Raw genomic sequence first — 24,436 nt, 5'->3', positions numbered from 1 at the left:
GACATGGTGTCCCTGGGTGTCCGGCGCTCGCCCGCTGGATGCCTGCCCCGAGGGGGCCTGCCGCCCAGGCGGCCTCCTCGTTCCATCATCGCTTCGTTGCAGCGATCGAAGCTGCAACACTGCTCTTTAGGAGTCACCATGCAAAAGCAAAAGATCCGTATCCGCCTCAAGGCGTTCGACTACAAGCTGATCGATCAGTCGGCGCTGGAGATCGTGGACACCGCCAAGCGCACCGGGGCGATCGTCAAGGGCCCGGTGCCCCTGCCGACGCGCATGCAGCGTTTCGACATCCTGCGCTCGCCACATGTCAACAAGACCTCGCGCGACCAGTTCGAGATTCGCACGCACCAGCGCCTGATGGACATCGTCGATCCGACCGACAAGACCGTCGATGCCCTGATGAAGCTGGATCTGCCTGCCGGCGTCGACGTGGAAATCAAGTTGCAGTAAACCCCGCAGGGCGCGGGCTGGCTTGCAGGGCAGGCCGCGTCTGCTACAATCACTCGCTTTACCACAAGGCCGCCCACCGAAAGTGGGCCTTTGTGGTTTGTGGTTGCGAAGCCGGCGCCGTTCGGTCTTCGTGCATCAGGTCAGCTCGGCCAATCGTTGTCGAGCATTGGAGAAAACAATGAGTCTTAGCAATCGTCTCGGATTGCTGGGCCGCAAGGTGGGCATGATGCGCATCTTCACGGGCGACGGCGATGCCGTGCCGGTGACGGTGCTCGACGTGTCGAACAACCGTGTGGCTCAGGTCAAAACCGTGGAGACCGACGGCTACAACGCCATCCAGGTGGCGTTTGGCACCCGCAAGGCTTCCCGTGTGACCAAGCCTGAAGCCGGTCATTTCGCCAAGGCCGGCATTGAGGCGGGCGAGATCCTCAAGGAGTTTCGTGTCTCCGCCGAGGTGGCGGCCGAGTACAAGCCGGGCGCTGTGTTGCCGGTGACGATGTTCTCGGCGGGTCAGGCGGTCGATGTGCAGGGAACCTCCATCGGTAAGGGCTTCGCCGGCACCATCAAGCGTCACAACTTCGGTTCGCAGCGTGCCTCCCACGGCAACAGCCGCTCGCACAACGTTCCTGGGTCGATCTCGATGGCTCAGGATCCGGGCCGTGTGTTCCCTGGCAAGAAAATGTCCGGGCACCTGGGGGATGTGACCGTCACCGTACAAAACTTGGACATCGTGCGCGTCGATGAGGCTCGCCAGCTGCTGCTGGTCAAAGGGGCCGTGCCTGGCGCCAAGGGTGGCCATGTGGTCGTGCGCCCGGCCGTCAAGGCCAAGGCCAAGAAAGAAGGGGCCAACTGATGCAGCTCGAGCTCCTGAATGAACAGGGTCAGTCGTCGGCCAAGATCGACGCGCCCGATACCGTTTTCGGTCGTGAATACAACGAGGCCCTGGTGCACCAGGTGGTGGTGGCTTACCAAGCCAACGCTCGCCAGGCCACCCGTGCCCAGAAGGATCGTGGGGCGGTCAAGCACTCCACCAAGAAGCCTTGGCGGCAAAAGGGGACCGGCCGTGCGCGTGCCGGGATGACCTCATCGCCGCTGTGGCGTGGCGGTGGTCGGATTTTCCCGAACAGCCCCAACGAAAACTTCACGCACAAAGTCAACAAGAAGATGTACCGCGCCGGCATGGCTGCCATCTTCTCGCAGCTGGCCCGCGAAGGTCGCCTGGCCGTGGTGGACTCGCTGAAAGTCGAGGCGCCCAAAACCAAGCTGTTGGCGGCCAAATTCAAGGCCATGGGCCTGGAGTCCGTGCTGGTGATTGCCGACCAGATCGACGAAAACTTGTATCTGGCGTCGCGCAATCTGGCCAATGTGCTCGTCGTCGAGCCCCGCTACGCCGATCCGGTGTCGCTGGTGCACTACAAGAAGGTGCTCGTGACCAAGGCCGCGATCGAGCAGCTCAAGGAGATGCTGGCATGAGCGCCCCGAAATTCAATGAAGGCCGCCTGATGCAAGTGCTGGTCGCCCCCATCGTCTCGGAGAAGGCGACCGCGGTTGCGGAAAAGCACAATCAGGTGTTGTTCAAGGTCCTGCGCGACGCCACCAAGCCCGAGATCAAGGCGGCTGTGGAGCTGCTGTTCAAGGTCGAGGTCGAGGGCGTGCAGGTGGTGAATCAGAAGGGCAAGGTCAAGCGCTTCGGTCGTTCCATGGGTCGGCGTGATCACGTCAAGAAGGCCTATGTGTCGCTGAAGGAAGGCCAGGAGCTCAACTTCTCTGGGGAGGCTGCGTAAATGGCCGTCATCAAACTCAAGCCCACCTCGCCCGGCCGTCGCGCCGTGGTGAAAGTGGTGCACAAGCACCTGCACAAGGGCGCTCCCGAGAAGTCTTTGATCGAGCCCCAGAAGCAGAACGCCGGCCGTAACAACAACGGTCACATCACCACCCGTCACAAGGGGGGTGGGCATAAGCATCACTACCGTGTGATCGACTTCCGTCGCAACAAAGACGGTATTCCCGCCAAGGTCGAGCGTATCGAGTACGACCCGAACCGCACGGCGCATATCGCATTGTTGTGCTATGCGGACGGCGAGCGTCGTTACATCATCGCCCCGAAGGGGTTGGAGGTGGGGGCGACCGTGCTCAGCGGCTCGGACGCCCCGATCAAAGCGGGCAATGCGCTGCCCATCCGCAACATTCCGGTGGGTTCGACCATCCACTGCATCGAGATGTTGCCGGGCAAGGGGGCTCAAATCGCCCGTTCGGCCGGGACGTCGGCCGTGTTGATGGCTCGCGAAGGCGCTTATGCGCAGGTCCGGTTGCGTTCGGGTGAGGTTCGCAAGATCCACATCGAGTGCCGTGCCACGATCGGCGAGGTCAGCAACGAAGAACACAGCCTGCGTCAGTACGGCAAGGCCGGCGCGGTGCGCTGGAGGGGGATCCGCCCGACCGTGCGTGGCGTCGCGATGAACCCGATCGACCACCCGCACGGTGGTGGTGAGGGTCGCACCGGTGAGGCCCGCGCGCCCGTGTCGCCGTGGAATACCTTGACCAAGGGCTACCGCACCCGTCGCAACAAGCGCACTCAGACGATGATCGTCTCGCGCCGCAAGAAATAAGAGGACGCTATGGCTCGTTCACTCAAGAAAGGCCCGTTCGTCGACCACCACCTGATGGCCAAGGTCGAGAAGGCCGTCGAGACCAAGGACAAGAAGCCGATCAAGACCTGGTCGCGTCGCTCGACGATCCTGCCTGAATTCATCGGTCTGACGATCGCGGTGCACAACGGTAAGCAACACGTGCCGGTGTATGTGACCGACCAAATGGTCGGCCACAAACTCGGCGAGTTCGCGCTGACCCGCACGTTCAAGGGTCACCCCGCGGACAAGAAGGCGAAGAAGTAAGGAGCGGCGATGGAAACCAGAGCAATCGTTCGCGGTGTGCGCCTGTCGGTCGACAAAGGCCGTCTGGTGGCTGACATGATCCGCGGCAAAAAGGTCGACCAGGCCCTCGACATTCTGACATTCACGCGCAAGAAGGCTGCAGGCATCATCAAGAAGGCGCTGGAGTCCGCCATCGCCAACGCCGAGCACAACGCCGGTGCCGACATCGATGAGCTGAAAGTCAAGACGATCTACGTGGAGCAAGGCACCACGCTGAAGCGCTTTACCGCCCGGGCCAAGGGCCGTGGCAATCGCATCAGCAAGCCCACCTGCCACATCTTTGTGACCGTCGGCAACTAAGGGGCAGAAAGAGAACCATGGGACAGAAAATCCATCCGACCGGTTTCCGGCTGCCCGTCACCCGTGCCTGGGCGTCGCGCTGGTATGCGTCCAACCGCAATTTCAGCCAGATGTTGGCCGATGACCTGCAGGTGCGCGAGTATCTGAAGCAGCGTCTGAAGAATGCCGCCGTCTCGCGCATCCTGATCGAGCGCCCTGCCAAGAATGCTCGCATCACGATTTTCTCGGCGCGCCCGGGCGTGGTGATCGGCAAGAAGGGCGAGGACATCGAAAGCCTCAAGGCTGAGTTGGCCAAGCGCTTGGGCGTGCCCGTGGCGGTGAACATCGAGGAGGTGCGCAAGCCCGAGATCGATGCGCAGCTCATTGCCGATTCGATCACCCAGCAGCTCGAAAAGCGCATCATGTTCCGCCGCGCCATGAAGCGCGCGATGCAAAACGCGATGCGACTGGGCGCACAGGGCATCAAGATCATGTCCTCCGGCCGACTCAACGGCATCGAAATCGCGCGGACCGAGTGGTACCGTGAGGGTCGCGTGCCTCTGCACACCCTGCGTGCCGACATCGACTATGGCTTCTCGGAAGCCAAGACCACGTATGGCGTCATCGGCGTCAAAGTGTGGGTCTACAAAGGCGAGCGTCTGGGTCGCGGCGAGCAGCCGACGGCCAAGACCGAGGAGCGTCCGGAAGATGACCGCCGTGGCCGTCGCGGCCCGCGCAGCGACCGCCCTGCGGGCGATCGCCGTCCCCCGCGCGGCGCTGCGCGCACTGCGGCCGGCCGCAATGAAGCGCCGGCCGACGGCAGTGACAAGCCGGCCGAGGCCGCGGACGCGCCCAAGACGGCCGTCAAGCGCGTGCGCAAAGCGGCTTCGCCCGCCGGCGAGGTCAAAGGAGAATAAGACATGCTGCAACCTGCTCGTCGCAAATACCGCAAGGAGCAAAAAGGCCGCAACACGGGCGTGGCCACCCGCGGTGCGACCGTGGCGTTCGGTGATTTCGGCTTGAAGGCCACCGAGCGCGGCCGCATCACGGCCCGCCAAATCGAGGCGGCCCGCCGTGCGATTTCCCGTCACGTCAAGCGTGGCGGCCGCATTTGGATCCGCATCTTCCCGGACAAGCCGATTTCCCAGAAACCCGCCGAAGTGCGTATGGGTAACGGCAAAGGCAATCCCGAATATTGGGTGGCCGAGATCCAGCCGGGCAAAGTGCTGTATGAGATCAACGGCGTGCCCGAGCAACTCGCCCGCGAGGCCTTCCAGCTGGCTGCGGCCAAGCTGCCGCTGAAGACCATCTTCGTGAGCCGTCAGATCGGCGCCTGAACCGCATTCGGAGTATCGACATGAAAGCATCTGAACTGCGTAGCAAGGACGTCGCCGGCCTGGAGAAGGAATTGGCAGACTTGCTCAAGGCCCATTTCGGGCTGCGCATGCAAAAGGGAACCCAGCAGCTGAGCAACACGGCTGCGCTGGGCAAGACCCGCCGTGACATCGCTCGCGTCAAGACCATCCTGGCGCAGAAGAAGAGGGAAGGAGCCGCGAAATGACGCAAGCTCAAGGCGCCGTGAAGAACACTCGCACGCTGATTGGGCGTGTGGTGAGTGACAAGCGGGCTAAGACCGTCACCGTCTTGGTCGAGCGTCGTACCAAGCACGAGCTGTACGGCAAGATCGTGGCCCGTTCGCGCAAGTACCACGCCCATGACGAAAAGGGCGAGTACAAAATGGGCGATCTGGTGGAGATTGCCGAGGGCCGTCCGGTGTCCAAGACCAAGGCCTGGTATGTCACCCGCCTGATCGAAAGGGCCCGCGAGGTCTGATCCCCAGCGTCTGAACGGCCCGCTGGCGGCCTGGGTTTCCGGGCCGCCCGCCGGCGAAAACGGCCGGTTCGCCTCATACTGGCGGCCGGCCGTTTTCACATCCGTGGCCGGTGTTCATCATCCCAAGCAACCCAGGAGACGACGATGCTCAAAGTCGGTGACAAGCTGCCAGCCGGTACGCTGCAGGAATTTATCGAGGTCGAGGGGCAGGGCTGCTCGATCGGCCCGAACAGCTTCGACATTCACCAGTCCACCGCGGGCAAGACGGTGGCCATTTTTGGCGTGCCCGGCGCGTTCACCCCGACGTGTTCGGCCAAGCACCTGCCGGGCTACCTTGAATTGGCCGACGCCTTCAAGGCCGCCGGCGTGGATGAAATCTGGTGCGTGGCGGTCAACGATGCGTTCGTGATGGGCGCTTGGGGCCGCGAGCAGAAGACGGCCGGCAAAGTGCGCATGATGGCCGACGGCAGCGCGGACTTTGCGCGCGCCACGGGGCTGACGCTGGATCTGACCGCCCGGGGCATGGGGGTGCGATCCCAACGGTATTCGATGTTGGTCGTCGATGGGGTGGTCAAGACGCTGAACATCGAGGCCCCCGGCAAGTTCGAGGTGAGCGATGCGGCCACCCTGCTGAAGCAGGCCCAGGCCTTGCGCGGCTGAGCTTTCCGGGGTCTGGCGGTGCAGCAGGCGCACTGCGCGTGCGGCCGGCGCCCGGCCCGACACCCCTTGCGAGGCGGGCTGGGGGGCGCCCCAGGGGTTCAGAGCAGTTGACGCGAGAAAAAACTTCTACGACAATATGCAGCTTCGCCGGGAATCGGCTGATTTTGCGTGCACCAAAGGCTGCGTGTGGTACGAGCGCGAGCTGGTACGAGCGTCAGTGGCGGTGCTTGAGCCAAAGTCAGAGCGCGCCGGCTTCGCCCAAGCGGGTGTCTGCCATCGGGTAGGCATTCGACGGGCCCAAGACTGACCGCTTTGCCTTTTCCGTGATGGGCACGGGGGGATTCGGCGGGAGAAGTTGGGGACTTTCATGATTCAAATGCAATCGCGACTCGACGTCGCCGACAACACTGGCGCCAAGTCCGTCATGTGCATCAAGGTGCTGGGCGGGTCCAAGCGCCGTTATGCCGGGATTGGCGACATCATCAAGGTCAGCATCAAAGAAGCTGCGCCGCGCGGCCGCGTCAAGAAGGGCGAGGTGTATAGCGCGGTGGTCGTGCGTACGGCCAAGGGGGTGCGTCGTCAGGACGGCTCGGTGATCAAGTTCGATGGCAACGCGGCCGTGCTCCTGAACAACAAGCTGGAGCCGATCGGCACCCGCATCTTCGGCCCGGTGACCCGCGAGCTGCGCACCGAGCGTTTCATGAAGATCGTGTCGCTCGCCCCCGAAGTGCTTTGAGCTTCAAGCCGAGGACAGGCCATGAACAAGATTCGTAAGGGCGACCAGGTCATCGTGTTGACCGGGCGCGACAAGGGCAAGCGCGGGACGGTGACGGCGCGCATCGACTCGCAGTACATCGTCGTCGAGGGGGTCAACGTGGTCAAAAAACACGTGCGCCCCAACCCGATGAAAGGCACGACCGGTGGCATCGTCGACAAGGCCATGCCCATTCATCAGTCCAATGTGGCGATTTACAACGCCGCGACGGGCAAGGCTGACCGGGTCGGGTTCAAGCTGCTGGCTGACGGCAAGAAGGTGCGCGTCTACAAGTCCAGCGGCGAAGAGATCAAGGCGTAAGAGGTGTTCGAGATGGCTCGTCTGCAACAGTACTACCGCGAGAAAGTCGTCCCGAACCTCATGAAGAAGTTCGGCTACAAGTCGGTCATGGAGGTGCCGCGCATCACCAAGATCACGCTGAACATGGGCGTGAGCGAGGCGGTGTCGGACAAGAAGGTCATGGAGCATGCGGTCAGCGACCTGGCGAAGATCGCTGGGCAAAAGCCCGTGATCACCAAGTCGCGCAAGGCCATTGCCGGCTTCAAGATCCGCGAGGGGGTGCCCATCGGTTGCATGGTCACGCTGCGAGGGGTGCGCATGTATGAATTCCTCGATCGTTTCGTGACGATCGCGCTGCCCCGTGTGCGTGACTTCCGTGGGATTTCGGGGCGCTCCTTCGATGGCCGCGGCAACTACAACGTCGGCGTCAAAGAGCAGATCATCTTCCCCGAGATCGAATACGACAAGGTTGATGCCCTGCGTGGCCTCAACATCAGCATCACCACGACGGCCAAGTCGGACGAAGAGTGCAAAGCGCTGCTGTCCGAGTTCCGTTTCCCGTTCAAGAACTGAGGTGGCTCATGGCCAAGGTTTCCATGATTCAGCGCGAAGCCAAGCGCAGCAAGCTGGCCGCCAAGTACGCGAAGAAGTACGCCGAGCTCAAGGCCATCGCCAACGATGCCAAGAAAAGTGACGAGGAGCGCTACTTGGCGCGTCTGGAATTGCAAAAGCTGCCGCGCAATGCCAACCCCACCCGCCTGCGCGCGCGTTGCGGCCTGACCGGGCGGCCGCGTGGCACTTTCCGTTTGTTTGGTCTGAGTCGCAGCAAGATCCGCGACTTGGCGTTCCGTGGCGATATCCCGGGCGTCATCAAGGCCAGCTGGTAATCGGCACGATCAGGAGAAGAACCCATGAGCATGAGTGATCCTATCGCCGACATGCTGACCCGCATCCGCAACGCCCAGATCGTCGAGAAGGCCAGTGTTCGCATGCCTTCGTCGAAGCTGAAAGTGGCCATCGCGCAGGTGCTGAAGGATGAGGGCTACATCGAAGACTTCGTCGTGCGTGGCGAGGCTTCCAAGCCGGAGCTCGAAATTGCGCTGAAGTACTACGCCGGCCGTCCGGTGATCGAGCGTCTGGAGCGTGTGAGCCGTCCCGGTTTGCGGATCTACAAAGGTCGGCACGAGATTCCTCAGGTCATGAATGGCCTGGGTGTGGCCATCGTCACCACGCCCAAGGGTGTGATGACGGATCGTAAGGCACGTCAGGCCGGCATCGGCGGCGAAGTGCTCTGCTACGTCGCTTGATCGAGGAGAGGTCGCAAATGTCCCGCGTTGGAAAAATGCCGATCGCCATCCCCCAGGGTGTGGATGTGTCGATCACTGCCGACCAGATCAGCGTCAAGGGCTCGCTGGGCACGCTGTCCCGTCCGTTGAACAAGCTGGTCACGGTCAAGAACGAGGGCGGCAAGCTGTCGTTTGCGCCCGTGAATGACTCTGCCGAAGCCAATGCCATGTCCGGCACCATGCGCGCCTTGGTGGCCAACATGGTGCAAGGCGTCAGCAAGGGCTTCGAGCGCAAGCTGACCTTGGTGGGAGTGGGTTATCGTGCACAGGCTCAGGGGCAGAAACTGAGTCTGCAAATCGGTTTTTCCCATCCGGTGGTCAAGGACATGCCCGCCGGCATCAAGGTGGAGACGCCCTCGCAGACGGAAATCGTGATCAAAGGCGCCGACCGTCAAGCGGTGGGCCAGATTGCTGCCGAGGTGCGCGCCTTCCGTCCGCCCGAGCCCTACAAGGGTAAAGGCATCCGCTATGCGGACGAGAAGGTGGTCATCAAAGAGACCAAGAAGAAGTAAGGAGCCGCCAGATGTTGAACAAGAAAGAACAGCGCCTGCGTCGCTCCCGTCAGACGCGTTTGCGTATCGCCCAGCAGCGTGTGGCGCGCTTGACCGTGTTCCGCTCCAACCTGCACATCTACGCCAACGTCATCTCCGAAGACGGCACCCGTGTGTTGGCTTCGGCCTCGACGGTCGAGAAGGAAGTCCGCGAGCAGCTCGGTGGCAAGGGCAAGGGCGGCAATGTGGCGGCGGCCCAGATCGTCGGCAAGCGCATCGCCGAGAAGGCCAAGGCCGTTGGCATCGAGAAAGTGGCCTTCGACCGTTCGGGTTTTGCCTACCACGGCCGTGTGAAGGCGCTGGCCGAAGCGGCGCGCGAAGGCGGACTGAAGTTTTAAGCGCACGACCTCAAGGAATCCGAAATGGCAAAGTTTCAACCGAAAGTGGCGGACGAAGGTCGCGACGACGGTCTGCGCGAAAAGATGATCGCGGTCAACCGCGTCACCAAAGTGGTCAAGGGCGGTCGCATTCTCGGTTTTGCGGCCTTGACCGTGGTGGGTGATGGCGATGGGCGCATCGGCATGGGCAAGGGCAAAGCCCGTGAGGTGCCGGTGGCCGTGCAAAAGGCCATGGAGCAGGCGCGCCGCAACATGTTCAAGGTCAGCCTGAAGAATGGCACCTTGCATCACAACGTCGTGGGTCAGCATGGCGCGGCCAAGGTGCTGATGGCCCCGGCCAAGCCTGGTGACGGCATCATCGCCGGCGGCCCGATGCGAGCGATTTTCGAAGTCATGGGCGTGACCGATATCGTGGCCAAGAGCCATGGCTCGACCAACCCGTACAACATGGTGCGCGCCACGCTGGATGCTCTGAAGCGCTGCTCCACACCGGCCGAGATCGCGGCCAAGCGCGGCAAGTCGGTTGAAGAGCTGTTCAACTGACGGGCAGGAGAACGACATGGCTGAGAAAAAGACCCTGAAAGTCAAGCTGGTTCGCAGCGTGATCGGCACGCGGGCCGATCACCGCGCCACCGTGCGCGGCTTGGGCCTGCGCAAGCTCAATAGCGAATCGGTGCTGGAAGACACTCCCGCCGTGCGCGGAATGATCAACAAGGTGAGCTACCTGGTGCAGGTGGTTCAGGCAGGCTGAGGACGATCATGCAACTCAACTCCATCAAGCCGGCTGCGGGCTCCAAGCACGCCAAGCGCCGCGTGGGCCGTGGCATCGGTTCGGGCCTGGGCAAAACGGCTGGTCGCGGCCACAAGGGCCAAAAGTCGCGTGCTGGTGGCTTCCACAAGGTGGGCTTCGAAGGCGGTCAAATGCCCTTGCAGCGGCGGCTGCCCAAGCGCGGCTTCAAGTCGCAGAGCCTGAAGTTCAACGCCGAGGTGCGCCTGAGTGACCTGCAGCGTCTGGAAGCCACCGAGATCGATCTGCTTGCGCTCAAGCAAGCCGGCTTGGTCGGCGAGCTGGTGCGTCAAGTCAAGGTGATCGCTTCGGGCGAGCTCACCCGCAAGGTCGTGCTCAAGGGCCTGGCGGCCACCGCCGGCGCCAAGAAGGCGATCGAGGCCGCTGGCGGCTCCATCGTCGAGTAACGCGCCGCAAGCAAAGACTAGGCTCACGAGGACACCTTAGCCGTGGCAAGCAACGCAAGTCAGTTGGCCAAGACCGGGAAGTTCGGCGATCTGCGTCGCCGGCTGTTTTTCCTGGTCATGGCGCTGGTCGTCTACCGCATTGGGGCGCACATCCCGGTGCCGGGGATCGACCCCAATCAGCTGCAGGAGCTTTTCCGCAGCCAACAAGGCGGCATCCTGAGCCTGTTCAACATGTTCTCGGGCGGGGCGCTGTCGCGCTTCACCGTGTTCGCGCTGGGCATCATGCCCTACATTTCGGCGTCGATCATCATGCAGTTGATGACCTACGTCGTGCCCACGCTCGAACAGCTGAAGAAAGAGGGTGAGGCGGGTCGTCGCAAGATCACGCAGTACACGCGCTATGGCACCCTGGGGCTGGCGATTTTCCAGTCGGTGTCGATCGCCATCGCCTTGGAAAGCTCGCCCGGCTTGGTCCTCAATCCTGGGTTCGGCTTTCGCGTGACGGCCATGATCAGCCTGACCGCGGGAACCATGTTCTTGATGTGGCTGGGCGAGCAAATCACCGAGCGCGGCCTGGGCAATGGCATTTCGATCCTGATTTTCGCGGGCATCGTGGCCGGCCTGCCCAATGCCATCGGAGGGCTTTTCGAGCTGGTGCGCACGGGGGCGATGAGCATCATCGTGAGCCTGGCGATCATCGTGCTCGTGGCGGTGGTCACCTACTTCGTGGTGTACGTGGAGCGGGGACAGCGCAAGATCTTGGTGAATTACGCCAAGCGCCAGGTCGGCAACCGGATCTACGGGGGGCAGGCCTCGCACTTGCCCCTGAAGCTGAACATGGCCGGGGTGATCCCGCCGATCTTTGCCTCGTCGATCATCTTGCTGCCGGCCACGGTGGTGAGTTGGTTCAGCACGGGCGACAGCCTGCGTTGGCTGAAGAACATTGCCGACGCCTTGCATCCGGGCCAACCGGTCTATGTGATGCTGTATGCCGCGGCGATTGTGTTCTTCTGCTTTTTCTATACGGCGTTGGTGTTCAACAGCCGTGAGACCGCAGACAACTTGAAGAAAAGCGGTGCCTTCATTCCGGGCATCCGTCCGGGCGAGCAGACGGCGCGTTACATCGACAAAATCTTGTCGCGTCTGACCCTGGCGGGCGCGCTGTACATCACCGCGGTGTGTTTGCTGCCTGAGTTTTTGATCTTGAAGTACAACGTGCCGTTTTATTTCGGCGGCACCTCGTTGCTGATCATCGTGGTCGTGACGATGGACTTCTGGGCTCAGGTGCAGTCCTATGTGATGTCGCAGCAGTATGAATCGCTGCTGAAGAAGGCAAATTTCAAGGCCGGTTGAGACAGGCCGTCAGCGAAACGAACGAACACGCATGGCGAAAGACGACGTCATTCAAATGCAGGGCGAAGTGATCGAAAACTTGCCCAATGCCACGTTTCGCGTGAAGTTGGAGAACGGGCACGTGGTGCTCGGTCACATTTCGGGCAAGATGCGCATGCATTACATCCGCATCCTGCCCGGCGACAAGGTGACCGTCGAACTCACGCCCTACGATTTGAGTCGCGCTCGCATCGTGTTTCGAGCGAAGTGAGCAACTGAAAGGTCAAGGAGAAGACCATGAAAGTTTCGGCATCTGTCAAAAGGATCTGCCGCAATTGCAAGATCATCCGCCGCAATGGCGTGGTTCGCGTGATTTGCACCGACCCGCGCCACAAGCAGCGCCAGGGCTGAGCGACAGCGCCGCCCCGGATGAACGCGAGTTAGAGGACGCACATGGCACGTATTGCTGGTATCAACATCCCGCCCCACAAGCACACCGAGATCGGTCTGACCGCGATCTACGGCATCGGCCGCTCGACGGCGCAGAAGATCTGCGACGCCTGCGCGATTCCGTATGACAAGAAGATCAAGGATTTGACCGACGCCGACCTGGAGAAAATCCGGGAAGAAGTGGGCAAGCTCACCATCGAGGGCGACTTGCGCCGCGAGATGTCGATCAATATCAAGCGCTTGATGGATTTGGGTTGCTACCGCGGTTTCCGCCATCGTCGCGGCCTGCCTGTGCGCGGCCAGCGCACTCGTACCAACGCCCGTACCCGCAAGGGGCCGCGCAAAGCCGGCGTGGCGTTGAAGAAGTAAGCCGCCGCAATCACGCTGATTGAAAGAAGGTATTCATGGCCAAGTCACCTGCGAACACCGCTGCCCGCCGCGTGAGCAAGAAGGTCCGCAAAAACGTTGCGGACGGCATCGCGCACGTCCACGCCTCGTTCAACAACACGATCATCACGATCACCGACCGCCAGGGCAACGCGTTGGCCTGGGCTTCTTCCGGTGGTCAGGGTTTCAAGGGCTCGCGCAAGTCCACTCCGTTTGCCGCCCAGGTGGCCGCCGAAATGGCCGGACGCGCTGCGCAGGAGCAGGGCATCAAGAACCTGGACGTCGAGATCAAGGGGCCCGGGCCCGGGCGGGAGTCCTCGGTGCGCGCGTTGGCGGCGCTGGGCATTCGCATCACCTCGATTTCCGACGTGACGCCGATCCCGCACAATGGTTGCCGCCCGCCAAAGCGTCGTCGCATCTAATAGAATTGTGTGTTTTGGTTCGCCGGCCGGTGTTGTGAGGCACCTGGGCCGGCGGTTTCGTTGAAGCCCACCGTCCGGACGCGATCGACAGAGCATCGATATCCCGCTTCCGGACTCGCGCGGCCGCGCAAGCGGCGGCGTCAGATTTTTGAGGAAAGACTCAAGTGGCACGTTATCTCGGCCCCAAGGCCAAACTCTCCCGCCGTGAAGGCACCGATCTCTACCTGAAGAGCGCCCGCCGCGCCATCGGGGACAAAGCCAAGTTCGACAGCAAGCCCGGCCAGCACGGCCGCACGTCGGGGTCTCGCACCTCGGACTACGGCCTGCAGTTGCGCGAGAAGCAAAAGGTCAAGCGCATGTACGGCGTGCTGGAGCGTCAGTTCCGACGTTATTTCGCCGAGGCCGAGCGCCGCAAGGGCAACACCGGTGCGAATTTGCTGCAGTTGCTGGAGTCGCGTCTGGACAACGTCGTCTATCGCATGGGCTTTGGCTCCACGCGTGCGGAAGCCCGCCAGCTGGTGTCGCACAAGGGCATTACGGTCAATGGGCAGTGCGTCAATATCCCGTCCTACCTGGTCAAGCCCGGTGACGTGGTGGCCGTGGCCGAGAAGGCCAAGAAGCAGCTGCGCGTGCAGGAGGCCTTCAAGCTGGCCCAGCAAATCGGATTGCCGGGTTGGGTGCAGGTGGACGGCAGCAAGCTCGAAGGCGTGTTCAAGAAGACGCCCGACCGTGATGAATTCGGTGCCGAGATCAACGAATCGCTGATCGTCGAACTGTACTCGCGTTGATGCCGAAGGCGGCCTCGCGTCCTTTCGGGTGGCACGAGGCGCCAAGCGTGTTTTCAAAGAACCTGGTGCCTGGCACCAGGCGGTCCATCAGCCTTATCGGTGTAACGAGCCGAGGGTATTGACAGGAAGACCTCATGCAAACCAATCTGCTGAAACCCAAGGCCATCAATGTCGAGCCGCTGGGCGGTCACCGAGCCAAGGTGACGCTGGAGCCCTTCGAGCGCGGTTATGGCCACACGCTGGGCAACGCCTTGCGCCGTGTGCTGCTGTCGTCGATGGTGGGTTATGCGCCCACCGAAGTGACGATTGCCGGCGTGCTGCACGAGTACTCGACCATCGACGGGGTGCAGGAAGACGTGGTGCACATCATGCTCAATCTGAAGGGCGTGGTGTTCCGTCTGCACAACCGCGATGAAGTCACCTTGGTGCTGCGCAAGGAAGGCGAAGGCCCGGTGACGGCCGGTGACATTCAGACGCCGCATGATGTCGAGATCATCAATCCCGACCATGTGATCGCCCACTTGGCCCAGGGGGGCAAGCTGGACATGCAGATCAAGGTGGAGAAGGGGCGTGGCTATGTGCCTGGTACCCTGCGCCGCTTCGGCGACGAGCCCACCAAAGCCATCGGCCGCATCGTGCTGGACGCCTCGTTCTCGCCGGTCAAGCGGGTGAGCTACACGGTGGAAAGCGCCCGTGTGGAGCAGCGCACCGACCTGGACAAGCTGGTGATGGAGATCGAGACCAATGGCGCGATCTCTCCGGAGGAGGCGATCCGGGCCTCGGCCAAGATCCTGGTCGAGCAGCTGGCCGTCTTTGCCCAGTTGGAAGGCAGCGATCTGCCCGGCTTCGAGCCGGCCATGCCGCGCAGCCAGACCTTCGACCCGATCTTGCTGCGTCCGGTGGACGAGCTGGAGTTGACGGTGCGCTCGGCCAACTGCTTGAAGGCCGAGAACATCTACTACATCGGCGACTTGATTCAGCGTACGGAGACCGAGCTGCTCAAGACCCCGAACCTGGGCCGCAAGTCGCTCAACGAAATCAAGGAAGTGTTGGCCTCGCGGGGCCTCACGCTGGGCGTGCGTCTGGAGAACTGGCCGCCGTCTGGTTTGGACAAGCGCTGACATCGGCCGGCCCTCTTGCGAGGGCGCGGCCGCCGGATCGGCCCGGGGGCGGATCCGCAGCCTTCGTTTCATGAATCGTGTGCACCTTCCGGTACCTGATACGGCCGGAAGTTTTGGATAAAGAAAGGAATGCACCATGCGTCATCGTCACGGACTTCGCAAACTCAACCGCACCTCCGAGCACCGTCTCGCGATGCTGCGCAACATGGCCAATGCGCTGATCGAGCACGAGGCCATCAAAACCACGCTGCCCAAGGCCAAGGAACTGCGCCGCATCGTCGAGCCGCTGATCACGCTGGGCAAGGAGCCGACGGTGGCAAACAAGCGCTTGGCGTTTGCCCGTCTGCGCAACCGTGACAACGTGGTGAAGCTGTTCAATGTGCTGGGCGAACGCTACAAGACCCGGCCGGGGGGCTACACCCGCATCCTGAAGATGGGCTTCCGCGTGGGCGACAACGCGCCGATGGCGTATGTCGAGCTGGTGGATCGCCCCGAGCCGACCGAGGCCGAAGCGGCCAAGGTCGAGGCGGCCAAGACCGAGGCGGCCGAGTAAGTCGGCTGGGCGTCGGCAGACGCCGGCGCTGGCGATAGGCTTCCGGGGGCCGGCCTTGTGCCGGCCCCTTGTTTTTGGAGGGGCCTCTTTGGAGGGGCCGTCTTTGGAGGGGGCCGGTGGGCGGCAATGGCCGCCTGCGGGCGAGGAATCCGGCTCTTTGGCACACTGGCAGGTCTATGTCCGCCTCGTCTCCGTCTGCGCCGCTGTTTGCCGTCGAGCACTTGGTCAAGCGTTACAACGGCCACACGGTGGTCGATGGCCTCAGTTTCGAGATCCGCGCTGGGGAATGCTTGGGCGTGATCGGGCCCAACGGGGCCGGCAAGACGACGACGATCCGGATGTGTCTCGGGCTGACGGCGCCGCAGTCCGGGCGCATCACGGCGTTTGGGATGTCGGTGCCCGAGCGGCTGAGGGAGATCAAGCAGCGCTTGGGCGTGGTCAGCCAGTTCGACAGCCTGGACCCGGATTTTTCGTGTGCGGAGAACTTGATCGTTTTCGCGCGCTATTTCGGCTTGCCTGGCGCCGTGGTGGCGCAGCGAGTGCCGATGTTGTTGCAGTTTGCGGCGCTGCAATCGAAGGCACAGGCCAAGCCGGCGGAGTTGTCCGGCGGCATGCGGCGACGCCTGAGCTTGGCACGGGCCTTGGTGAATGACCCGGACTTGCTGCTGCTGGATGAGCCGACCACGGGGCTGGACCCGCAGGCGCGCCACTTGATGTGGGAGCGGCTCAAAGAGTTGCTGCAGCAAGGCAAGTCCATCCTGCTGACGACCCATTTCATGGACGAGGCCGAGCGTTTGTGCGATCGGCTCATCGTGTTGGACCATGGGCGCAAGATCGCCGAGGGCACGCCACGCGGCTTGATTGCCGAGCATTTGGAGTCCGATGTGATCGAGGTGTATGGCCAGGGGGCGCGGCAGGCGGCACAGCAGCTCCAGCCCTTGTGCGAGCGGGTCGAGCGCAGCGGGGAGACCACGTTTTTGTATGTGAACCGGCCGCAGCCGGTGTTGCAGCGCTTGGCCGATCTGGCTGGGGTGAGATACCTGCATCGTCCGGCCAATTTGGAGGATCTGTTTCTCAAGCTCACGGGGCGGCAGATCCGCGACGATGCCTGACTTCATGAGGTCTGCCGAGTCATGCCCGAATCGTTTTACGCGCCGCCTCGGCTGAGCCGCCGTGTCTGGCCGGTGGTGCAGCGGAATTTGTTGGTTTGGCGCAAGCTGGCCGTGCCGAGTTTGCTGGGCAACATTGCCGAGCCGTTGATCGTGCTGGTGGCCTTTGGCTATGGCTTGGGCGCGTTGGTGGGCGAGGTGCAGGGCTTGCCTTACATCGTGTTTCTCGCCTCGGGCAGCATTTGCATGAGCACGATGTATGCGGCTTCTTTCGAAGCGCTGTACTCGGCCTTTTCGCGCATGCATGTGCAAAAGACCTGGGACGGCATCATGAATGCCCCGGTGAGCTTGGACGACATCGTGTTCGCCGAGATGTTGTGGGCGGCGCTCAAAGCGTTGTTTTCGGCCGTGGCGATCGCCGCAGTGTTGATCGCGCTGAACATCAGCCGTGCACCGACCCTGCTGTTGGCGGTGCCCTTGCTGTTCGTGGTGGGGATCACGTTCGCCTCGGTGGCCTTGGTGTTCAATGCGTTGGCTCGCAACTACGATTTCTTCACGTACTACTTCACCCTGGTGCTCACGCCGATGACCTTCCTGTCCGGGGTGTATTTCCCGCTGGAGCAATTGCCGCCGGTGTTGCAATCGGTGGCCAGGGTGTTGCCGCTGACGGCGGCGGTGGAGATCGTGCGCCCGTTGGTGGTGGGCCAGTGGCCGGCCGACTGGGGGCGGGCGCTGGCGGTGTTGGGCCTGTACGCCGCCGGGGGCTACTATGTGGCGCTGGTGATGACGCGCCGGCGCTTCTACCGTTGAGGGGTGGATCATGGACGATATGGCTGCATCCGAGGTGCTGGTGGCGCTGAGCACGGCCCCCGATGAAGCCACGGCTCGCCGTCTGGCTCGGCAGCTGGTGGAGGAGTCTTTGGCGGCCTGCGTGAACCTGTTGGGCTCGGCGCAGTCCATTTATCGGTGGCAGGGGCAGGTGGAGGAGGCCGCCGAGTGGATGATGTGGATCAAGACCACCCGCGAGGCTTGGCCGCGACTGAAGGAGCGCTTGTCGCAGTGGCACCCTTATGAGGTGCCGGAATTGCTCGCGCTGCAGGTGCAGGACGGTCATGCGCCGTACCTGGCCTGGGTGTTGGCCAACGTGAAAGGGGCCGATCGGTGAGGTCGATGGTGCGCCGTTGGATGCTGGGACTGCTTGCGCTGGGCTGGGCATGGGCGGTGGGCGCCAGCCAAGAGGTGCTGGCGCCCGAACAAGCTTTTCGTCACAGCGCCAGACTGATCGACGAGCGCACGCTGGCGTTGCGATTCGAGATTGCCGACGGCTACTACATGTACCGTGAGCAGTTTGCTTTCACGGCGCCAGCGGCCACGCTGGGGGCGGCGCGTCTGCCGTCTGGCCAGATCAAATACGACACCACGTTCCAGAAAGACGTCGAAACCTATCGGGGCGAGGTGCTGATCGAGCTGCCGGTGCAAGCCGCGCCGCCGGAGGGTTTTCGGCTGGTGGTGCGCAGCCAGGGATGTGCCGATCAGGGGCTGTGCTACCCGCCGATGGAACATGAGCACGAGGTGAGTTTGCGGGCCTTCGGAGCCGCGCAAGACCGCGTGCGGCTGCTGCGCATCGATGATCGGCCGGTGGGCGGGGCGCTGGGGGTGTTGTCGCAGGGCTGGTCGGCCTTGTGGGGCTCGGGGCCTCAGGCGGCCGGCTCGACGGCGGCGACGCCCGGCCCGGTGCCCGCAGGCGGGTCCTCACCGGCGCAGCCTGCGCGCATCGAGGCGGTGTTGGCCTCGGGACAGTGGTGGGCGGTGTTGGCGGTGTTTTGGGTCGCGGGGCTGCTGCTGTCGCTGACGCCGTGCGTGTTGCCGATGTTGCCCATTTTGTCGTCGCTCATCGTTGGACAGGCCGATGCCGCATCACGACCGGTGACCCGCGGGCGGGGGCTGGCGCTGGCAGCCAGCTATGCCTTGGGCATGGCCTTGGTTTACACGGCCCTGGGGGTGGCTGCGGGGTGGGCCGGCGAAGGGTTGGCCGCGCGCCTGCAGCAGCCTGAGGTGCTGGCGCTGTTTGCCGCGCTGCTGGTGGGCTTGGCATTGTCGATGTTCGGCTTTTACGAACTGCAGCTGCCACGCGCTTGGCGTGAACGGCTCACGCAAGCCAGCGGGCGCACACGCGGCGGTCGGCTGGGAGGGGTGTTCGTGATGGGCGGGCTGTCTGCCTTGATCGTGAGCCCGTGCGTGGCCGCACCCTTGGCTGCGGCGCTGGTCTACATCAGTCAGACGCGTGACGTGGTCTTGGGGGGGGCGGCGTTGTTCGCGCTGGCTGGGGGCATGAGCGTGCCGCTGCTGTTGCTGGGGGCTTCGGCTGGCCATTGGTTGCCACGCGCGGGGGCTTGGATGGAGCATGTCAAGCATTTCTTTGGCGTGCTGTTGTTGGCCTTGGCCCTGTGGATGCTGCAGTCGGTCTTGCCCGGGCCGGTGTCGATGCTGCTGTGGGGCGCGCTGCTGCTGGTGTCGGCCGTCTATCTGCGGGTGTTCGACAGCCTGCCTGCGGGGGCGCGTGGCTGGGCCCGCTTTTTCAAGGGCGTGGGGATGGTGCTGGCGGTGTTGGGCGTGCTGCAATTGGTTGGTGCCGCCTCGGGCGGGAGCGATCCTTGGCAGCCGTTGCGTCATTGGGCCGCTCGCGTGGACACGCCGGCATCGACCGGGCTGCGCTTCCAGCGCGTGGCCAGTGTGGAGGAATTGGAGCGCATCGTGGCCACGGCCGGGCGGCCGGTGATGCTGGATTTCTATGCGGACTGGTGCGTGTCGTGCAAGGAGATGGAGGTCTGGACCTTCAAGGACCCGCGCGTGCAGTCGGCGCTGTCGGCCGCCTTGTTGCTGCAAGCCGATGTGACACGCAACAGCCCCGAAGACCGAGCCTTGTTGCGACGCTTCCGCTTGTTCGGGCCGCCGGGGATCGTGTTTTTCGATGCCCAGGGGCGCGAGGTGGACGGGGCGCGGGTGATCGGCTTTCAGTCGCCCGAGCGGTTCTTGCAGAGCTTGGCTGCCGTGGGTTTGCGACCCTGAGCCATCTTGCGCCGCAGCAAAATTCCGTGCTAGAATTTCAGCTTCTGACGCGGGGTGGAGCAGTCTGGTAGCTCGTTGGGCTCATAACCCAAAGGTCGCAGGTTCAAATCCTGCCCCCGCAACCAACACGCGACGACAAACGAAAACCACAACAAACGAAAACGGCAAAACGAGACGCCAGCCCAAGCAGGCTGGCGTTTTTGTTTTTTGTCGATGTTTTCGTCGCTGTTTTCGTCGCGGGCCAGCTAGCGGGCTGGCTTGCCTCATCTTGCCTCACAGGGCCATGACGCGGTTGCGGCCACTGCGCTTGCAAGCGTACAGCGCTTGGTCGGCGCGAATCAGGACCGTGTCGATGCGCTCGTCGGATGGGCGGGCACTGGTCAGGCCGATGCTGACCGTGATCGGCAAGGGGCCGGCGGTGGTGGACACAGGGGTGCTGGCGATCAGGTGGCATAGCCGTTGGCAGGCCCGTTGGGCGCCAGCGGCGTCGGTCGAGGGCATCAGCAGCAAGAACTCCTCGCCGCCGTGGCGCGAGAGCCGGTCGTTGGGGCGCACGTGGGTTTGCAAGCGGTGCGCGACATGCTGCAAGACCTGGTCGCCCACGTCATGGCCATGGGTGTCGTTGACGGCTTTGAAGTGATCGATGTCGATCAGGGCCACGGACATCGGGCTGCGGTGCCGTTGGAACCGGGACCATTCGTCGCGCAGGACTTCGCCCATGGCCCGCCGGTTGAGCAGGCCGGTGAGCCCGTCGGTGCGTGACAGCGCATCGAGGCGGCGCATGACGCGCGCCATCAGCATGCCGCCATAGGCGAAGTTGATGAAGGCCGAGACGATCTGCGCAGCGTAGGCGAAGCTGGGGTGAGCCGCCGTGGTGGAGACGATGTCGGTGTCGGGGCTGGGGGCGAGCAGGACCCGCAGCGCGCGCAGACTCAGCAGCACGGCCATCAGCAAGGCGGTGCCATCGATGGCCCAGGCCAGGCGCGCACCGAATTCGTGTTTCAGGGCATGGTGCACGGCCATGACGGAGCGCACGATGGTCCACACGACCACGGCGCTGACCACCACCACGCGCCACGGCGTGTGCTCAGATTCGGGGCCGATCCACAGGGAGGCTAGCACGGCGGCCAGGCCGACGAGGCGGCGCTCGCGGGTCTGATCTTCCAGTGCGAAAAACGCGGTGACGCCGCGCCACACCATCAGGTAGGAGGCGATCAGGCACAGGTTGGAGCCCGTGACGCTCCACCACGGCTCGACCGAGCCGCGGCCGGCCATGAGCAACAAAGCGGCGGCATGGAAGCCGCAAAAGCCCACGAAATGCCAGGCGGTGCGGCGGTGCTCGCGAAGGAGGGCCGCGACCATGGTCCAGCCCATGGCGTACAGGGCCTGGGTCAGACCGGTCGAGATGAACAGTGGGGCGATGGTCTCCATCGGTCCGCCGGGTTTGGGCTTTGCGCTGGGTTGCCTTGGAGTATCGGCGCCTTCTGGCCGCTTTGAAGGGGGGATGGCACAAGAAGGCAAGATTTCGGCTCGAATCGTGAATGACGGATTTCACGGCGCTTCGTACATTGAAGCCGATGCGTGGCCGCGCCGCCCGTGGCCTGTGGGCGCTGCGGCATGGATCGATGTCTGGGATGTGTCGATGTCTGCCTTCGTGAGCTCCTGGTCTGCCTTGGTGCGCAGCCAGTCGTCGGACGCACGTCTTACGCCGTGGCGACCTGGCATGACGGCTGCCGATTTGCGTTTGGATGAGCTGGCCCGTCTGCAGGCCGGCGCGTGGTTCGGTGCTTTGTCGGAGTCCTTGCGCTGTGCGGTGCTGGCCCGCGCACGGGTGCTGGGCGTGGCTTCGGGCACCGTGTTGGCCCGGCGCAGCAGCGCGGCCACGGATTGGATCGGCGTGCTGCGCGGCGCGGTGCGCCTGGGGACGGTGCTGCGAGATGGGCGTCCGTTCACGCTCGACCTGGTGGGGCCGGGGCAGTGGTTCGGCGATATCGCGTTGATCGATGGCAAGCCCAATGACCTCGATGTGGTGGCCCAGGTGCCGTCGACTTTGTTGATGGTGTCGCAGACGGATTTGCGTCGTCTCACGGCGGATCATCCCGAGCTGCGCGATGCCTTGATGATCTTGAATTGCCAGCGCCTGCGGCACATGTTCCGCCGCTTCGAGGAGCTGCACACGCTGCCTTTGGCGCAGCGGCTGGCGCGGCAGGTGTTGCGCCTGGCGCGTCAGTTCGGCCGTGTGGGCGAGCAGGAGGTGCGCATCGAGCTGCGCATCTCGCAAAGCGATCTGGCCGCGATGGTGGGGGGCAGTCGTCAGCGGGTGAATGCAGCCTTGCGTGAATTGCAGGCCTTGGGGCTGTTGCGGCTGGGCGAGGCGCGCTTGTCGGTGCTGGACATGGCCCGGCTGCAAACGCTGGCCGACGCCGATGCGCAGTGGTGGATGGGATTGAGCCGGCGCGGTCGGGCGCGCGCGGCCAAGCCTGCACCGGCTGCGGCGGGGTTGGACGAGCTGGCTCGGAGGTGGGCAGGCGTGGGTTGAGGGGCATGGGGCGCCGTCGCAGGCGGCGATCGTTGGCCGAAGCATGTTAGGGTTCGGACTTGCGCGGCCAGGGTCGGATGCCGCCACGGGAGCCTTGTGCCTTGCCTGTCCGAGCCCCTTCGTCGATGACCACGCCCACTTTGTCGATGGGCTATGTGCGGGCCCTCTTCGAGGCCAGTGGTGCCCGTGCAGCCGATGTGCAGGCGGCGTTGGAGGAGGCTGGTGTATCCGCCGGGCTGGTGCAGCACCTGAGCGCTCGCGTGACCGAGGCACAGTTTGCGGCCTTGTATCGCGCTTTGGTGCGCCGTCTGGACGATGAGATGTTGCGGTTTTTTTCCAGACCGCTGCGGCCTGGCGCATTGAAGTTCACGTGTTTGAGCCTGCTGGACGCCCGCAATCTGCAGGTGGCTTTGCACCGCTGGTCGTTGTTCTTGCGCATGTTGCAGGACGATTTCCAACTGGCGGTGTCGGTGCAGGACGGCTGGTGTCGCATCGCGATGCAACGCAATGCGGGCGCGCCCACGCCCGCACCGATTGCCGAAGAGTTGATGCTCAAACTCGTCCATGGCGTGAGTTCTTGGCTGGTGGGGCACAAGCTGCCCTTGGAGCGGGTGGATTTCGCTTTCGAGGCACCTGCCTTTGCCGAGGACTATCAGCATTTGTATCCCGGTCCGGTGCGCTTTGGGCAGCCGCTGTCGGCCCTGTATCTGGATGCGAGCTGGCTGGAGCGACCGCTGCGGCGCAGCGCCCAGGAGTTGCCGGAGTTTTTGCGCCGTGCGCCTGAGGGCTGGATGTTCGCCGAGTTTCGTCACGGCCGGCTGGCCCAGCGGGTGCGCTCGCACCTGTCGGCGCATTTGCTGCAGGAAGGAAGTGCGCAGGCCACGGCGCATGCGCTGAACCTGTCGGTGCGCACCTTGCACCGCAGGCTGGCCGAGGAAGGCACGAGCTTTCAACGCATCAAGGACGAGCTGCGGCGTGATTTGGCGGTGTACAAGCTCACGCGCACGCGCCAGTCCATTGCGGCCATCGGCGCGGAGTTGGGGTTCGACAATGCGGCTTCTTTCCACCGGGCCTTCCGGCTGTGGACCGGGCAGACGCCCGGTGCCTACCGGGGCCGGGGCGTGTCGGCCCAGGAATGAGAGGCCGGCTGTGCGGAGGCCGGCTGCTCGCGGGCCAGGGCGCGCAGATCGGCCTCCCAGTCACGCAGGCGCTGCTGGGCCGTGCGCCGTTGGGCCGTCGTGGTGAGGTTGTGCAGTCGGGCCAGCAGCTCACAGGCCTTGGAGTCTCGATGCAGGCTGGACGTGGGGGCGTTCACCGCGCGCTGATACACGGCTTGCAGGGCGGCCAAGGTGTCGGGCCCTCCCGCGTGGCGCTCGCGCAGCTGCGCCAGGGTTTCCAGCAGGTCGGCTTGACGGCGTTGACGTTCGGCCCACCAGGCTTGCGGATCGAGTCCGGCCTCGGCGAGGGCCTGAGCGAGCTGGTGGCGCTGCGGGGCATCGAGCCGGCCGTAGAGTCGTTGGGCCCGCTGGACGGTTCGCTGGACTTGCGCCTGCAGTCGTTCGGCGGGGTCGTCGGGCAGGATGTCGCGGCGCAAGGCGTCGTCGTCGCGCTGCCATTGCTGCGCCAGGCGTGCGAGTTGGTCGGCCTGGAGCTCGCGGGCCAGCGGGGCCAGCAGGGGCAGGGCCTGCTGCCAGGCCGCATCGCGCCAGGCCGCCAGCTCGTGCAGCCAGCGGCAGGCTTGCGGCGCGGTCGCGTCTTGGAGCAGTTCCTGCTGGAGCCGGGCCAAGGCTGCGGCATAGCGAGGCAGCTCTTCGCGCCGATGCCATTCGAACCAGTGCGCGATCGCTTCACGCACCCTGGGGGCTTGCGCCGGCGTGAAACCGACCCAGCGGTCGAGCCGCCAGTACAGCAGGGTGGGGCCTTGCTCGTAGCTCAGACGCAGCAGGCTGCAGCCGCCCAGCAGCATCGCCAGCGCGAGCAGCAGCCCGACGGATCGCCGACCGATAATGCGGGGCATCGATTCGACAC

38 protein-coding genes and 1 tRNA gene are annotated in these 24,436 nt (G+C 63.8%); 37 read left to right on the top strand and 2 right to left on the bottom strand.

The window, feature by feature from the left end:
• Positions 1-138 precede the first annotated feature (138 nt).
• The 35 genes from rpsJ to CTA01S_RS06570 all read left to right on the top strand — a co-directional run bounded on the left by rpsJ (position 139) and on the right by CTA01S_RS06570 (position 19,994).
• Positions 139-450: a 30S ribosomal protein S10 gene (gene rpsJ / locus CTA01S_RS06740; protein WP_019561663.1), complete on the top strand. Its 312-nt coding sequence runs from the start codon at positions 139-141 to the stop codon at positions 448-450.
• A gap of 178 nt (positions 451-628) precedes the next feature.
• Entirely contained in the window at positions 629-1,303 is a 675-nt protein-coding gene (gene rplC, locus CTA01S_RS06735; RefSeq protein WP_019561664.1) for a 50S ribosomal protein L3, read from the top strand.
• Positions 1,303-1,923 (top strand): 50S ribosomal protein L4, encoded by a 621-nt coding sequence (gene rplD / locus CTA01S_RS06730; protein ID WP_019561665.1) that lies wholly within the window; start codon positions 1,303-1,305, stop codon positions 1,921-1,923. The genes rplC and rplD overlap by 1 nt, the downstream gene beginning before the upstream one ends.
• A complete protein-coding gene (gene rplW / locus CTA01S_RS06725; protein WP_019561666.1) occupies positions 1,920-2,234 on the top strand; it encodes a 50S ribosomal protein L23 in 315 nt (104 codons plus the stop codon). Before rplD ends, rplW begins: the two co-directional genes overlap by 4 nt.
• Positions 2,235-3,059, top strand: coding sequence for a 50S ribosomal protein L2 (gene rplB, locus CTA01S_RS06720; RefSeq protein WP_019561667.1), 825 nt, complete (start codon positions 2,235-2,237; stop codon positions 3,057-3,059).
• A 9-nt stretch (positions 3,060-3,068) separates the two neighbouring features.
• Positions 3,069-3,344, top strand: coding sequence for a 30S ribosomal protein S19 (gene rpsS / locus CTA01S_RS06715; RefSeq protein ID WP_019561668.1), 276 nt, complete (start codon positions 3,069-3,071; stop codon positions 3,342-3,344).
• 9 nt (positions 3,345-3,353) lie between these two features.
• Positions 3,354-3,683: a 50S ribosomal protein L22 gene (rplV, locus tag CTA01S_RS06710; protein ID WP_019561669.1), complete on the top strand. Its 330-nt coding sequence runs from the start codon at positions 3,354-3,356 to the stop codon at positions 3,681-3,683.
• 17 nt (positions 3,684-3,700) lie between these two features.
• Positions 3,701-4,579 (top strand): 30S ribosomal protein S3, encoded by an 879-nt coding sequence (gene rpsC, locus CTA01S_RS06705; protein ID WP_019561670.1) that lies wholly within the window; start codon positions 3,701-3,703, stop codon positions 4,577-4,579.
• Between the two features lie 3 nt (positions 4,580-4,582).
• The gene (gene rplP / locus CTA01S_RS06700; protein WP_019561671.1) at positions 4,583-4,999 is read left to right on the top strand and encodes a 50S ribosomal protein L16; all 417 of its coding nucleotides are present in this window, start codon (positions 4,583-4,585) and stop codon (positions 4,997-4,999) included.
• Positions 5,000-5,019: 20 nt separating this feature from the next.
• Complete coding sequence (gene rpmC / locus CTA01S_RS06695) at positions 5,020-5,223, top strand: 50S ribosomal protein L29 (protein ID WP_019561672.1); 204 nt, start codon at positions 5,020-5,022, stop codon at positions 5,221-5,223.
• Entirely contained in the window at positions 5,220-5,495 is a 276-nt protein-coding gene (gene rpsQ / locus CTA01S_RS06690) for a 30S ribosomal protein S17 (RefSeq protein ID WP_019561673.1), read from the top strand. Before rpmC ends, rpsQ begins: the two co-directional genes overlap by 4 nt.
• A 144-nt stretch (positions 5,496-5,639) precedes the next feature.
• Complete coding sequence (locus tag CTA01S_RS06685) at positions 5,640-6,155, top strand: peroxiredoxin (RefSeq protein ID WP_019561674.1); 516 nt, start codon at positions 5,640-5,642, stop codon at positions 6,153-6,155.
• 367 nt (positions 6,156-6,522) lie between these two features.
• Positions 6,523-6,891 (top strand): 50S ribosomal protein L14, encoded by a 369-nt coding sequence (gene rplN / locus CTA01S_RS06680; protein WP_019561675.1) that lies wholly within the window; start codon positions 6,523-6,525, stop codon positions 6,889-6,891.
• Between the two features lie 21 nt (positions 6,892-6,912).
• On the top strand, positions 6,913-7,230 hold the full coding sequence (gene rplX, locus CTA01S_RS06675; protein WP_019561676.1) for a 50S ribosomal protein L24: 318 nt from the start codon (positions 6,913-6,915) through the stop codon (positions 7,228-7,230).
• 12 nt (positions 7,231-7,242) lie between these two features.
• Positions 7,243-7,782 (top strand): 50S ribosomal protein L5, encoded by a 540-nt coding sequence (gene rplE, locus CTA01S_RS06670; RefSeq protein WP_026330314.1) that lies wholly within the window; start codon positions 7,243-7,245, stop codon positions 7,780-7,782.
• Positions 7,783-7,790: 8 nt separating this feature from the next.
• Entirely contained in the window at positions 7,791-8,096 is a 306-nt protein-coding gene (gene rpsN, locus CTA01S_RS06665; protein ID WP_019561678.1) for a 30S ribosomal protein S14, read from the top strand.
• A gap of 24 nt (positions 8,097-8,120) precedes the next feature.
• The gene (gene rpsH, locus CTA01S_RS06660; protein ID WP_019561679.1) at positions 8,121-8,516 is read left to right on the top strand and encodes a 30S ribosomal protein S8; all 396 of its coding nucleotides are present in this window, start codon (positions 8,121-8,123) and stop codon (positions 8,514-8,516) included.
• Between the two features lie 17 nt (positions 8,517-8,533).
• Positions 8,534-9,067, top strand: coding sequence for a 50S ribosomal protein L6 (rplF, locus tag CTA01S_RS06655; protein WP_062193581.1), 534 nt, complete (start codon positions 8,534-8,536; stop codon positions 9,065-9,067).
• Between the two features lie 11 nt (positions 9,068-9,078).
• Positions 9,079-9,444 carry a 50S ribosomal protein L18 gene (gene rplR / locus CTA01S_RS06650; RefSeq protein ID WP_019561681.1) on the top strand — a complete coding sequence of 122 codons (366 nt, stop codon included), beginning with the start codon at positions 9,079-9,081 and terminating at the stop codon, positions 9,442-9,444.
• A 24-nt stretch (positions 9,445-9,468) separates the two neighbouring features.
• Positions 9,469-9,987, top strand: coding sequence for a 30S ribosomal protein S5 (gene rpsE, locus CTA01S_RS06645; RefSeq protein ID WP_019561682.1), 519 nt, complete (start codon positions 9,469-9,471; stop codon positions 9,985-9,987).
• Between the two features lie 16 nt (positions 9,988-10,003).
• Positions 10,004-10,195 (top strand): 50S ribosomal protein L30, encoded by a 192-nt coding sequence (gene rpmD, locus CTA01S_RS06640; RefSeq protein WP_019561683.1) that lies wholly within the window; start codon positions 10,004-10,006, stop codon positions 10,193-10,195.
• Positions 10,196-10,203: 8 nt separating this feature from the next.
• Positions 10,204-10,638, top strand: coding sequence for a 50S ribosomal protein L15 (gene rplO / locus CTA01S_RS06635; protein ID WP_019561684.1), 435 nt, complete (start codon positions 10,204-10,206; stop codon positions 10,636-10,638).
• Between the two features lie 42 nt (positions 10,639-10,680).
• On the top strand, positions 10,681-11,991 hold the full coding sequence (gene secY, locus CTA01S_RS06630) for a preprotein translocase subunit SecY (protein WP_062193577.1): 1,311 nt from the start codon (positions 10,681-10,683) through the stop codon (positions 11,989-11,991).
• A 31-nt stretch (positions 11,992-12,022) separates the two neighbouring features.
• Positions 12,023-12,241 carry a translation initiation factor IF-1 gene (gene infA / locus CTA01S_RS06625; protein WP_004521905.1) on the top strand — a complete coding sequence of 73 codons (219 nt, stop codon included), beginning with the start codon at positions 12,023-12,025 and terminating at the stop codon, positions 12,239-12,241.
• 26 nt (positions 12,242-12,267) lie between these two features.
• Positions 12,268-12,381 (top strand): 50S ribosomal protein L36, encoded by a 114-nt coding sequence (rpmJ, locus tag CTA01S_RS06620; RefSeq protein ID WP_019561686.1) that lies wholly within the window; start codon positions 12,268-12,270, stop codon positions 12,379-12,381.
• A 42-nt stretch (positions 12,382-12,423) separates the two neighbouring features.
• Complete coding sequence (rpsM, locus tag CTA01S_RS06615; RefSeq protein WP_019561687.1) at positions 12,424-12,789, top strand: 30S ribosomal protein S13; 366 nt, start codon at positions 12,424-12,426, stop codon at positions 12,787-12,789.
• A gap of 35 nt (positions 12,790-12,824) precedes the next feature.
• Positions 12,825-13,229 carry a 30S ribosomal protein S11 gene (rpsK, locus tag CTA01S_RS06610; RefSeq protein ID WP_019561688.1) on the top strand — a complete coding sequence of 135 codons (405 nt, stop codon included), beginning with the start codon at positions 12,825-12,827 and terminating at the stop codon, positions 13,227-13,229.
• Positions 13,230-13,393: 164 nt separating this feature from the next.
• A complete protein-coding gene (rpsD, locus tag CTA01S_RS06605; protein ID WP_019561689.1) occupies positions 13,394-14,017 on the top strand; it encodes a 30S ribosomal protein S4 in 624 nt (207 codons plus the stop codon).
• A 134-nt stretch (positions 14,018-14,151) separates the two neighbouring features.
• Positions 14,152-15,138, top strand: coding sequence for a DNA-directed RNA polymerase subunit alpha (locus CTA01S_RS06600; RefSeq protein WP_019561690.1), 987 nt, complete (start codon positions 14,152-14,154; stop codon positions 15,136-15,138).
• Positions 15,139-15,274: 136 nt separating this feature from the next.
• Complete coding sequence (rplQ, locus tag CTA01S_RS06595; protein ID WP_019561691.1) at positions 15,275-15,691, top strand: 50S ribosomal protein L17; 417 nt, start codon at positions 15,275-15,277, stop codon at positions 15,689-15,691.
• Between the two features lie 176 nt (positions 15,692-15,867).
• Positions 15,868-16,803: an ATP-binding cassette domain-containing protein gene (locus tag CTA01S_RS06590; RefSeq protein ID WP_019561692.1), complete on the top strand. Its 936-nt coding sequence runs from the start codon at positions 15,868-15,870 to the stop codon at positions 16,801-16,803.
• 21 nt (positions 16,804-16,824) lie between these two features.
• Positions 16,825-17,610, top strand: a complete 786-nt coding sequence (locus CTA01S_RS06585; protein WP_019561693.1) for an ABC transporter permease — start codon at positions 16,825-16,827, stop codon at positions 17,608-17,610.
• A gap of 10 nt (positions 17,611-17,620) precedes the next feature.
• Entirely contained in the window at positions 17,621-17,965 is a 345-nt protein-coding gene (cutA, locus tag CTA01S_RS06580) for a divalent-cation tolerance protein CutA (protein WP_084362327.1), read from the top strand.
• 5 nt (positions 17,966-17,970) lie between these two features.
• Positions 17,971-19,869 carry a protein-disulfide reductase DsbD gene (gene dsbD / locus CTA01S_RS06575; protein ID WP_062193569.1) on the top strand — a complete coding sequence of 633 codons (1,899 nt, stop codon included), beginning with the start codon at positions 17,971-17,973 and terminating at the stop codon, positions 19,867-19,869.
• Positions 19,870-19,917: 48 nt separating this feature from the next.
• Positions 19,918-19,994: transfer RNA gene (locus CTA01S_RS06570), tRNA-Met, on the top strand.
• 148 nt (positions 19,995-20,142) lie between these two features.
• Here CTA01S_RS06570 and CTA01S_RS06565 read toward each other — a convergent pair.
• Complete coding sequence (locus tag CTA01S_RS06565) at positions 20,143-21,300, bottom strand: GGDEF domain-containing protein (RefSeq protein ID WP_062193565.1); 1,158 nt, start codon at positions 21,298-21,300, stop codon at positions 20,143-20,145.
• 211 nt (positions 21,301-21,511) lie between these two features.
• On the opposite strand from CTA01S_RS06565, the gene CTA01S_RS06560 reads away from it, so the two are divergent.
• Together CTA01S_RS06560 and CTA01S_RS06555 are read left to right on the top strand one after the other, a co-directional pair.
• Complete coding sequence (locus CTA01S_RS06560) at positions 21,512-22,408, top strand: Crp/Fnr family transcriptional regulator (RefSeq protein WP_084362334.1); 897 nt, start codon at positions 21,512-21,514, stop codon at positions 22,406-22,408.
• A 125-nt stretch (positions 22,409-22,533) separates the two neighbouring features.
• Positions 22,534-23,547, top strand: coding sequence for an AraC family transcriptional regulator (locus CTA01S_RS06555; protein ID WP_198150801.1), 1,014 nt, complete (start codon positions 22,534-22,536; stop codon positions 23,545-23,547).
• Here CTA01S_RS06555 and CTA01S_RS06550 read toward each other — a convergent pair.
• A complete protein-coding gene (locus tag CTA01S_RS06550) occupies positions 23,514-24,425 on the bottom strand; it encodes a DUF6279 family lipoprotein (protein ID WP_157451314.1) in 912 nt (303 codons plus the stop codon). The genes CTA01S_RS06555 and CTA01S_RS06550 overlap by 34 nt on opposite strands.
• Positions 24,426-24,436: the final 11 nt, after the last annotated feature.

Source organism: Caldimonas taiwanensis NBRC 104434 (assembly GCF_001592165.1).
GTDB lineage: Bacteria > Pseudomonadota > Gammaproteobacteria > Burkholderiales > Burkholderiaceae_C > Caldimonas > Caldimonas manganoxidans.
The sequence above is the reverse complement of the archived record's forward strand: the minus strand, read 5'-3'. Positions and strand labels throughout refer to the sequence as shown.

What these genes read in the sequence shown, in the direction of transcription:
- rpsJ (WP_019561663.1), top strand. Translation starts at nt 139, where the DNA reads ATGCAAAAGCAAAAGATCCGTATCCGCCTCAAGGCGTTCGACTACAAG.
- rplC (WP_019561664.1), top strand. Translation starts at nt 629, where the DNA reads ATGAGTCTTAGCAATCGTCTCGGATTGCTGGGCCGCAAGGTGGGCATG.
- rplD (WP_019561665.1), top strand. Translation starts at nt 1,303, where the DNA reads ATGCAGCTCGAGCTCCTGAATGAACAGGGTCAGTCGTCGGCCAAGATC.
- rplW (WP_019561666.1), top strand. Translation starts at nt 1,920, where the DNA reads ATGAGCGCCCCGAAATTCAATGAAGGCCGCCTGATGCAAGTGCTGGTC.
- rplB (WP_019561667.1), top strand. Translation starts at nt 2,235, where the DNA reads ATGGCCGTCATCAAACTCAAGCCCACCTCGCCCGGCCGTCGCGCCGTG.
- rpsS (WP_019561668.1), top strand. Translation starts at nt 3,069, where the DNA reads ATGGCTCGTTCACTCAAGAAAGGCCCGTTCGTCGACCACCACCTGATG.
- rplV (WP_019561669.1), top strand. Translation starts at nt 3,354, where the DNA reads ATGGAAACCAGAGCAATCGTTCGCGGTGTGCGCCTGTCGGTCGACAAA.
- rpsC (WP_019561670.1), top strand. Translation starts at nt 3,701, where the DNA reads ATGGGACAGAAAATCCATCCGACCGGTTTCCGGCTGCCCGTCACCCGT.
- rplP (WP_019561671.1), top strand. Translation starts at nt 4,583, where the DNA reads ATGCTGCAACCTGCTCGTCGCAAATACCGCAAGGAGCAAAAAGGCCGC.
- rpmC (WP_019561672.1), top strand. Translation starts at nt 5,020, where the DNA reads ATGAAAGCATCTGAACTGCGTAGCAAGGACGTCGCCGGCCTGGAGAAG.
- rpsQ (WP_019561673.1), top strand. Translation starts at nt 5,220, where the DNA reads ATGACGCAAGCTCAAGGCGCCGTGAAGAACACTCGCACGCTGATTGGG.
- CTA01S_RS06685 (WP_019561674.1), top strand. Translation starts at nt 5,640, where the DNA reads ATGCTCAAAGTCGGTGACAAGCTGCCAGCCGGTACGCTGCAGGAATTT.
- rplN (WP_019561675.1), top strand. Translation starts at nt 6,523, where the DNA reads ATGATTCAAATGCAATCGCGACTCGACGTCGCCGACAACACTGGCGCC.
- rplX (WP_019561676.1), top strand. Translation starts at nt 6,913, where the DNA reads ATGAACAAGATTCGTAAGGGCGACCAGGTCATCGTGTTGACCGGGCGC.
- rplE (WP_026330314.1), top strand. Translation starts at nt 7,243, where the DNA reads ATGGCTCGTCTGCAACAGTACTACCGCGAGAAAGTCGTCCCGAACCTC.
- rpsN (WP_019561678.1), top strand. Translation starts at nt 7,791, where the DNA reads ATGGCCAAGGTTTCCATGATTCAGCGCGAAGCCAAGCGCAGCAAGCTG.
- rpsH (WP_019561679.1), top strand. Translation starts at nt 8,121, where the DNA reads ATGAGCATGAGTGATCCTATCGCCGACATGCTGACCCGCATCCGCAAC.
- rplF (WP_062193581.1), top strand. Translation starts at nt 8,534, where the DNA reads ATGTCCCGCGTTGGAAAAATGCCGATCGCCATCCCCCAGGGTGTGGAT.
- rplR (WP_019561681.1), top strand. Translation starts at nt 9,079, where the DNA reads ATGTTGAACAAGAAAGAACAGCGCCTGCGTCGCTCCCGTCAGACGCGT.
- rpsE (WP_019561682.1), top strand. Translation starts at nt 9,469, where the DNA reads ATGGCAAAGTTTCAACCGAAAGTGGCGGACGAAGGTCGCGACGACGGT.
- rpmD (WP_019561683.1), top strand. Translation starts at nt 10,004, where the DNA reads ATGGCTGAGAAAAAGACCCTGAAAGTCAAGCTGGTTCGCAGCGTGATC.
- rplO (WP_019561684.1), top strand. Translation starts at nt 10,204, where the DNA reads ATGCAACTCAACTCCATCAAGCCGGCTGCGGGCTCCAAGCACGCCAAG.
- infA (WP_004521905.1), top strand. Translation starts at nt 12,023, where the DNA reads ATGGCGAAAGACGACGTCATTCAAATGCAGGGCGAAGTGATCGAAAAC.
- rpmJ (WP_019561686.1), top strand. Translation starts at nt 12,268, where the DNA reads ATGAAAGTTTCGGCATCTGTCAAAAGGATCTGCCGCAATTGCAAGATC.
- rpsM (WP_019561687.1), top strand. Translation starts at nt 12,424, where the DNA reads ATGGCACGTATTGCTGGTATCAACATCCCGCCCCACAAGCACACCGAG.
- rpsK (WP_019561688.1), top strand. Translation starts at nt 12,825, where the DNA reads ATGGCCAAGTCACCTGCGAACACCGCTGCCCGCCGCGTGAGCAAGAAG.
- CTA01S_RS06600 (WP_019561690.1), top strand. Translation starts at nt 14,152, where the DNA reads ATGCAAACCAATCTGCTGAAACCCAAGGCCATCAATGTCGAGCCGCTG.
- rplQ (WP_019561691.1), top strand. Translation starts at nt 15,275, where the DNA reads ATGCGTCATCGTCACGGACTTCGCAAACTCAACCGCACCTCCGAGCAC.
- CTA01S_RS06590 (WP_019561692.1), top strand. Translation starts at nt 15,868, where the DNA reads ATGTCCGCCTCGTCTCCGTCTGCGCCGCTGTTTGCCGTCGAGCACTTG.
- CTA01S_RS06585 (WP_019561693.1), top strand. Translation starts at nt 16,825, where the DNA reads ATGCCCGAATCGTTTTACGCGCCGCCTCGGCTGAGCCGCCGTGTCTGG.
- cutA (WP_084362327.1), top strand. Translation starts at nt 17,621, where the DNA reads ATGGACGATATGGCTGCATCCGAGGTGCTGGTGGCGCTGAGCACGGCC.
- dsbD (WP_062193569.1), top strand. Translation starts at nt 17,971, where the DNA reads ATGGTGCGCCGTTGGATGCTGGGACTGCTTGCGCTGGGCTGGGCATGG.
- CTA01S_RS06565 (WP_062193565.1), bottom strand. Translation starts at nt 21,300, where the DNA reads ATGGAGACCATCGCCCCACTGTTCATCTCGACCGGTCTGACCCAGGCC.
- CTA01S_RS06560 (WP_084362334.1), top strand. Translation starts at nt 21,512, where the DNA reads ATGTCTGCCTTCGTGAGCTCCTGGTCTGCCTTGGTGCGCAGCCAGTCG.
- CTA01S_RS06555 (WP_198150801.1), top strand. Translation starts at nt 22,534, where the DNA reads ATGACCACGCCCACTTTGTCGATGGGCTATGTGCGGGCCCTCTTCGAG.
- CTA01S_RS06550 (WP_157451314.1), bottom strand. Translation starts at nt 24,425, where the DNA reads ATGCCCCGCATTATCGGTCGGCGATCCGTCGGGCTGCTGCTCGCGCTG.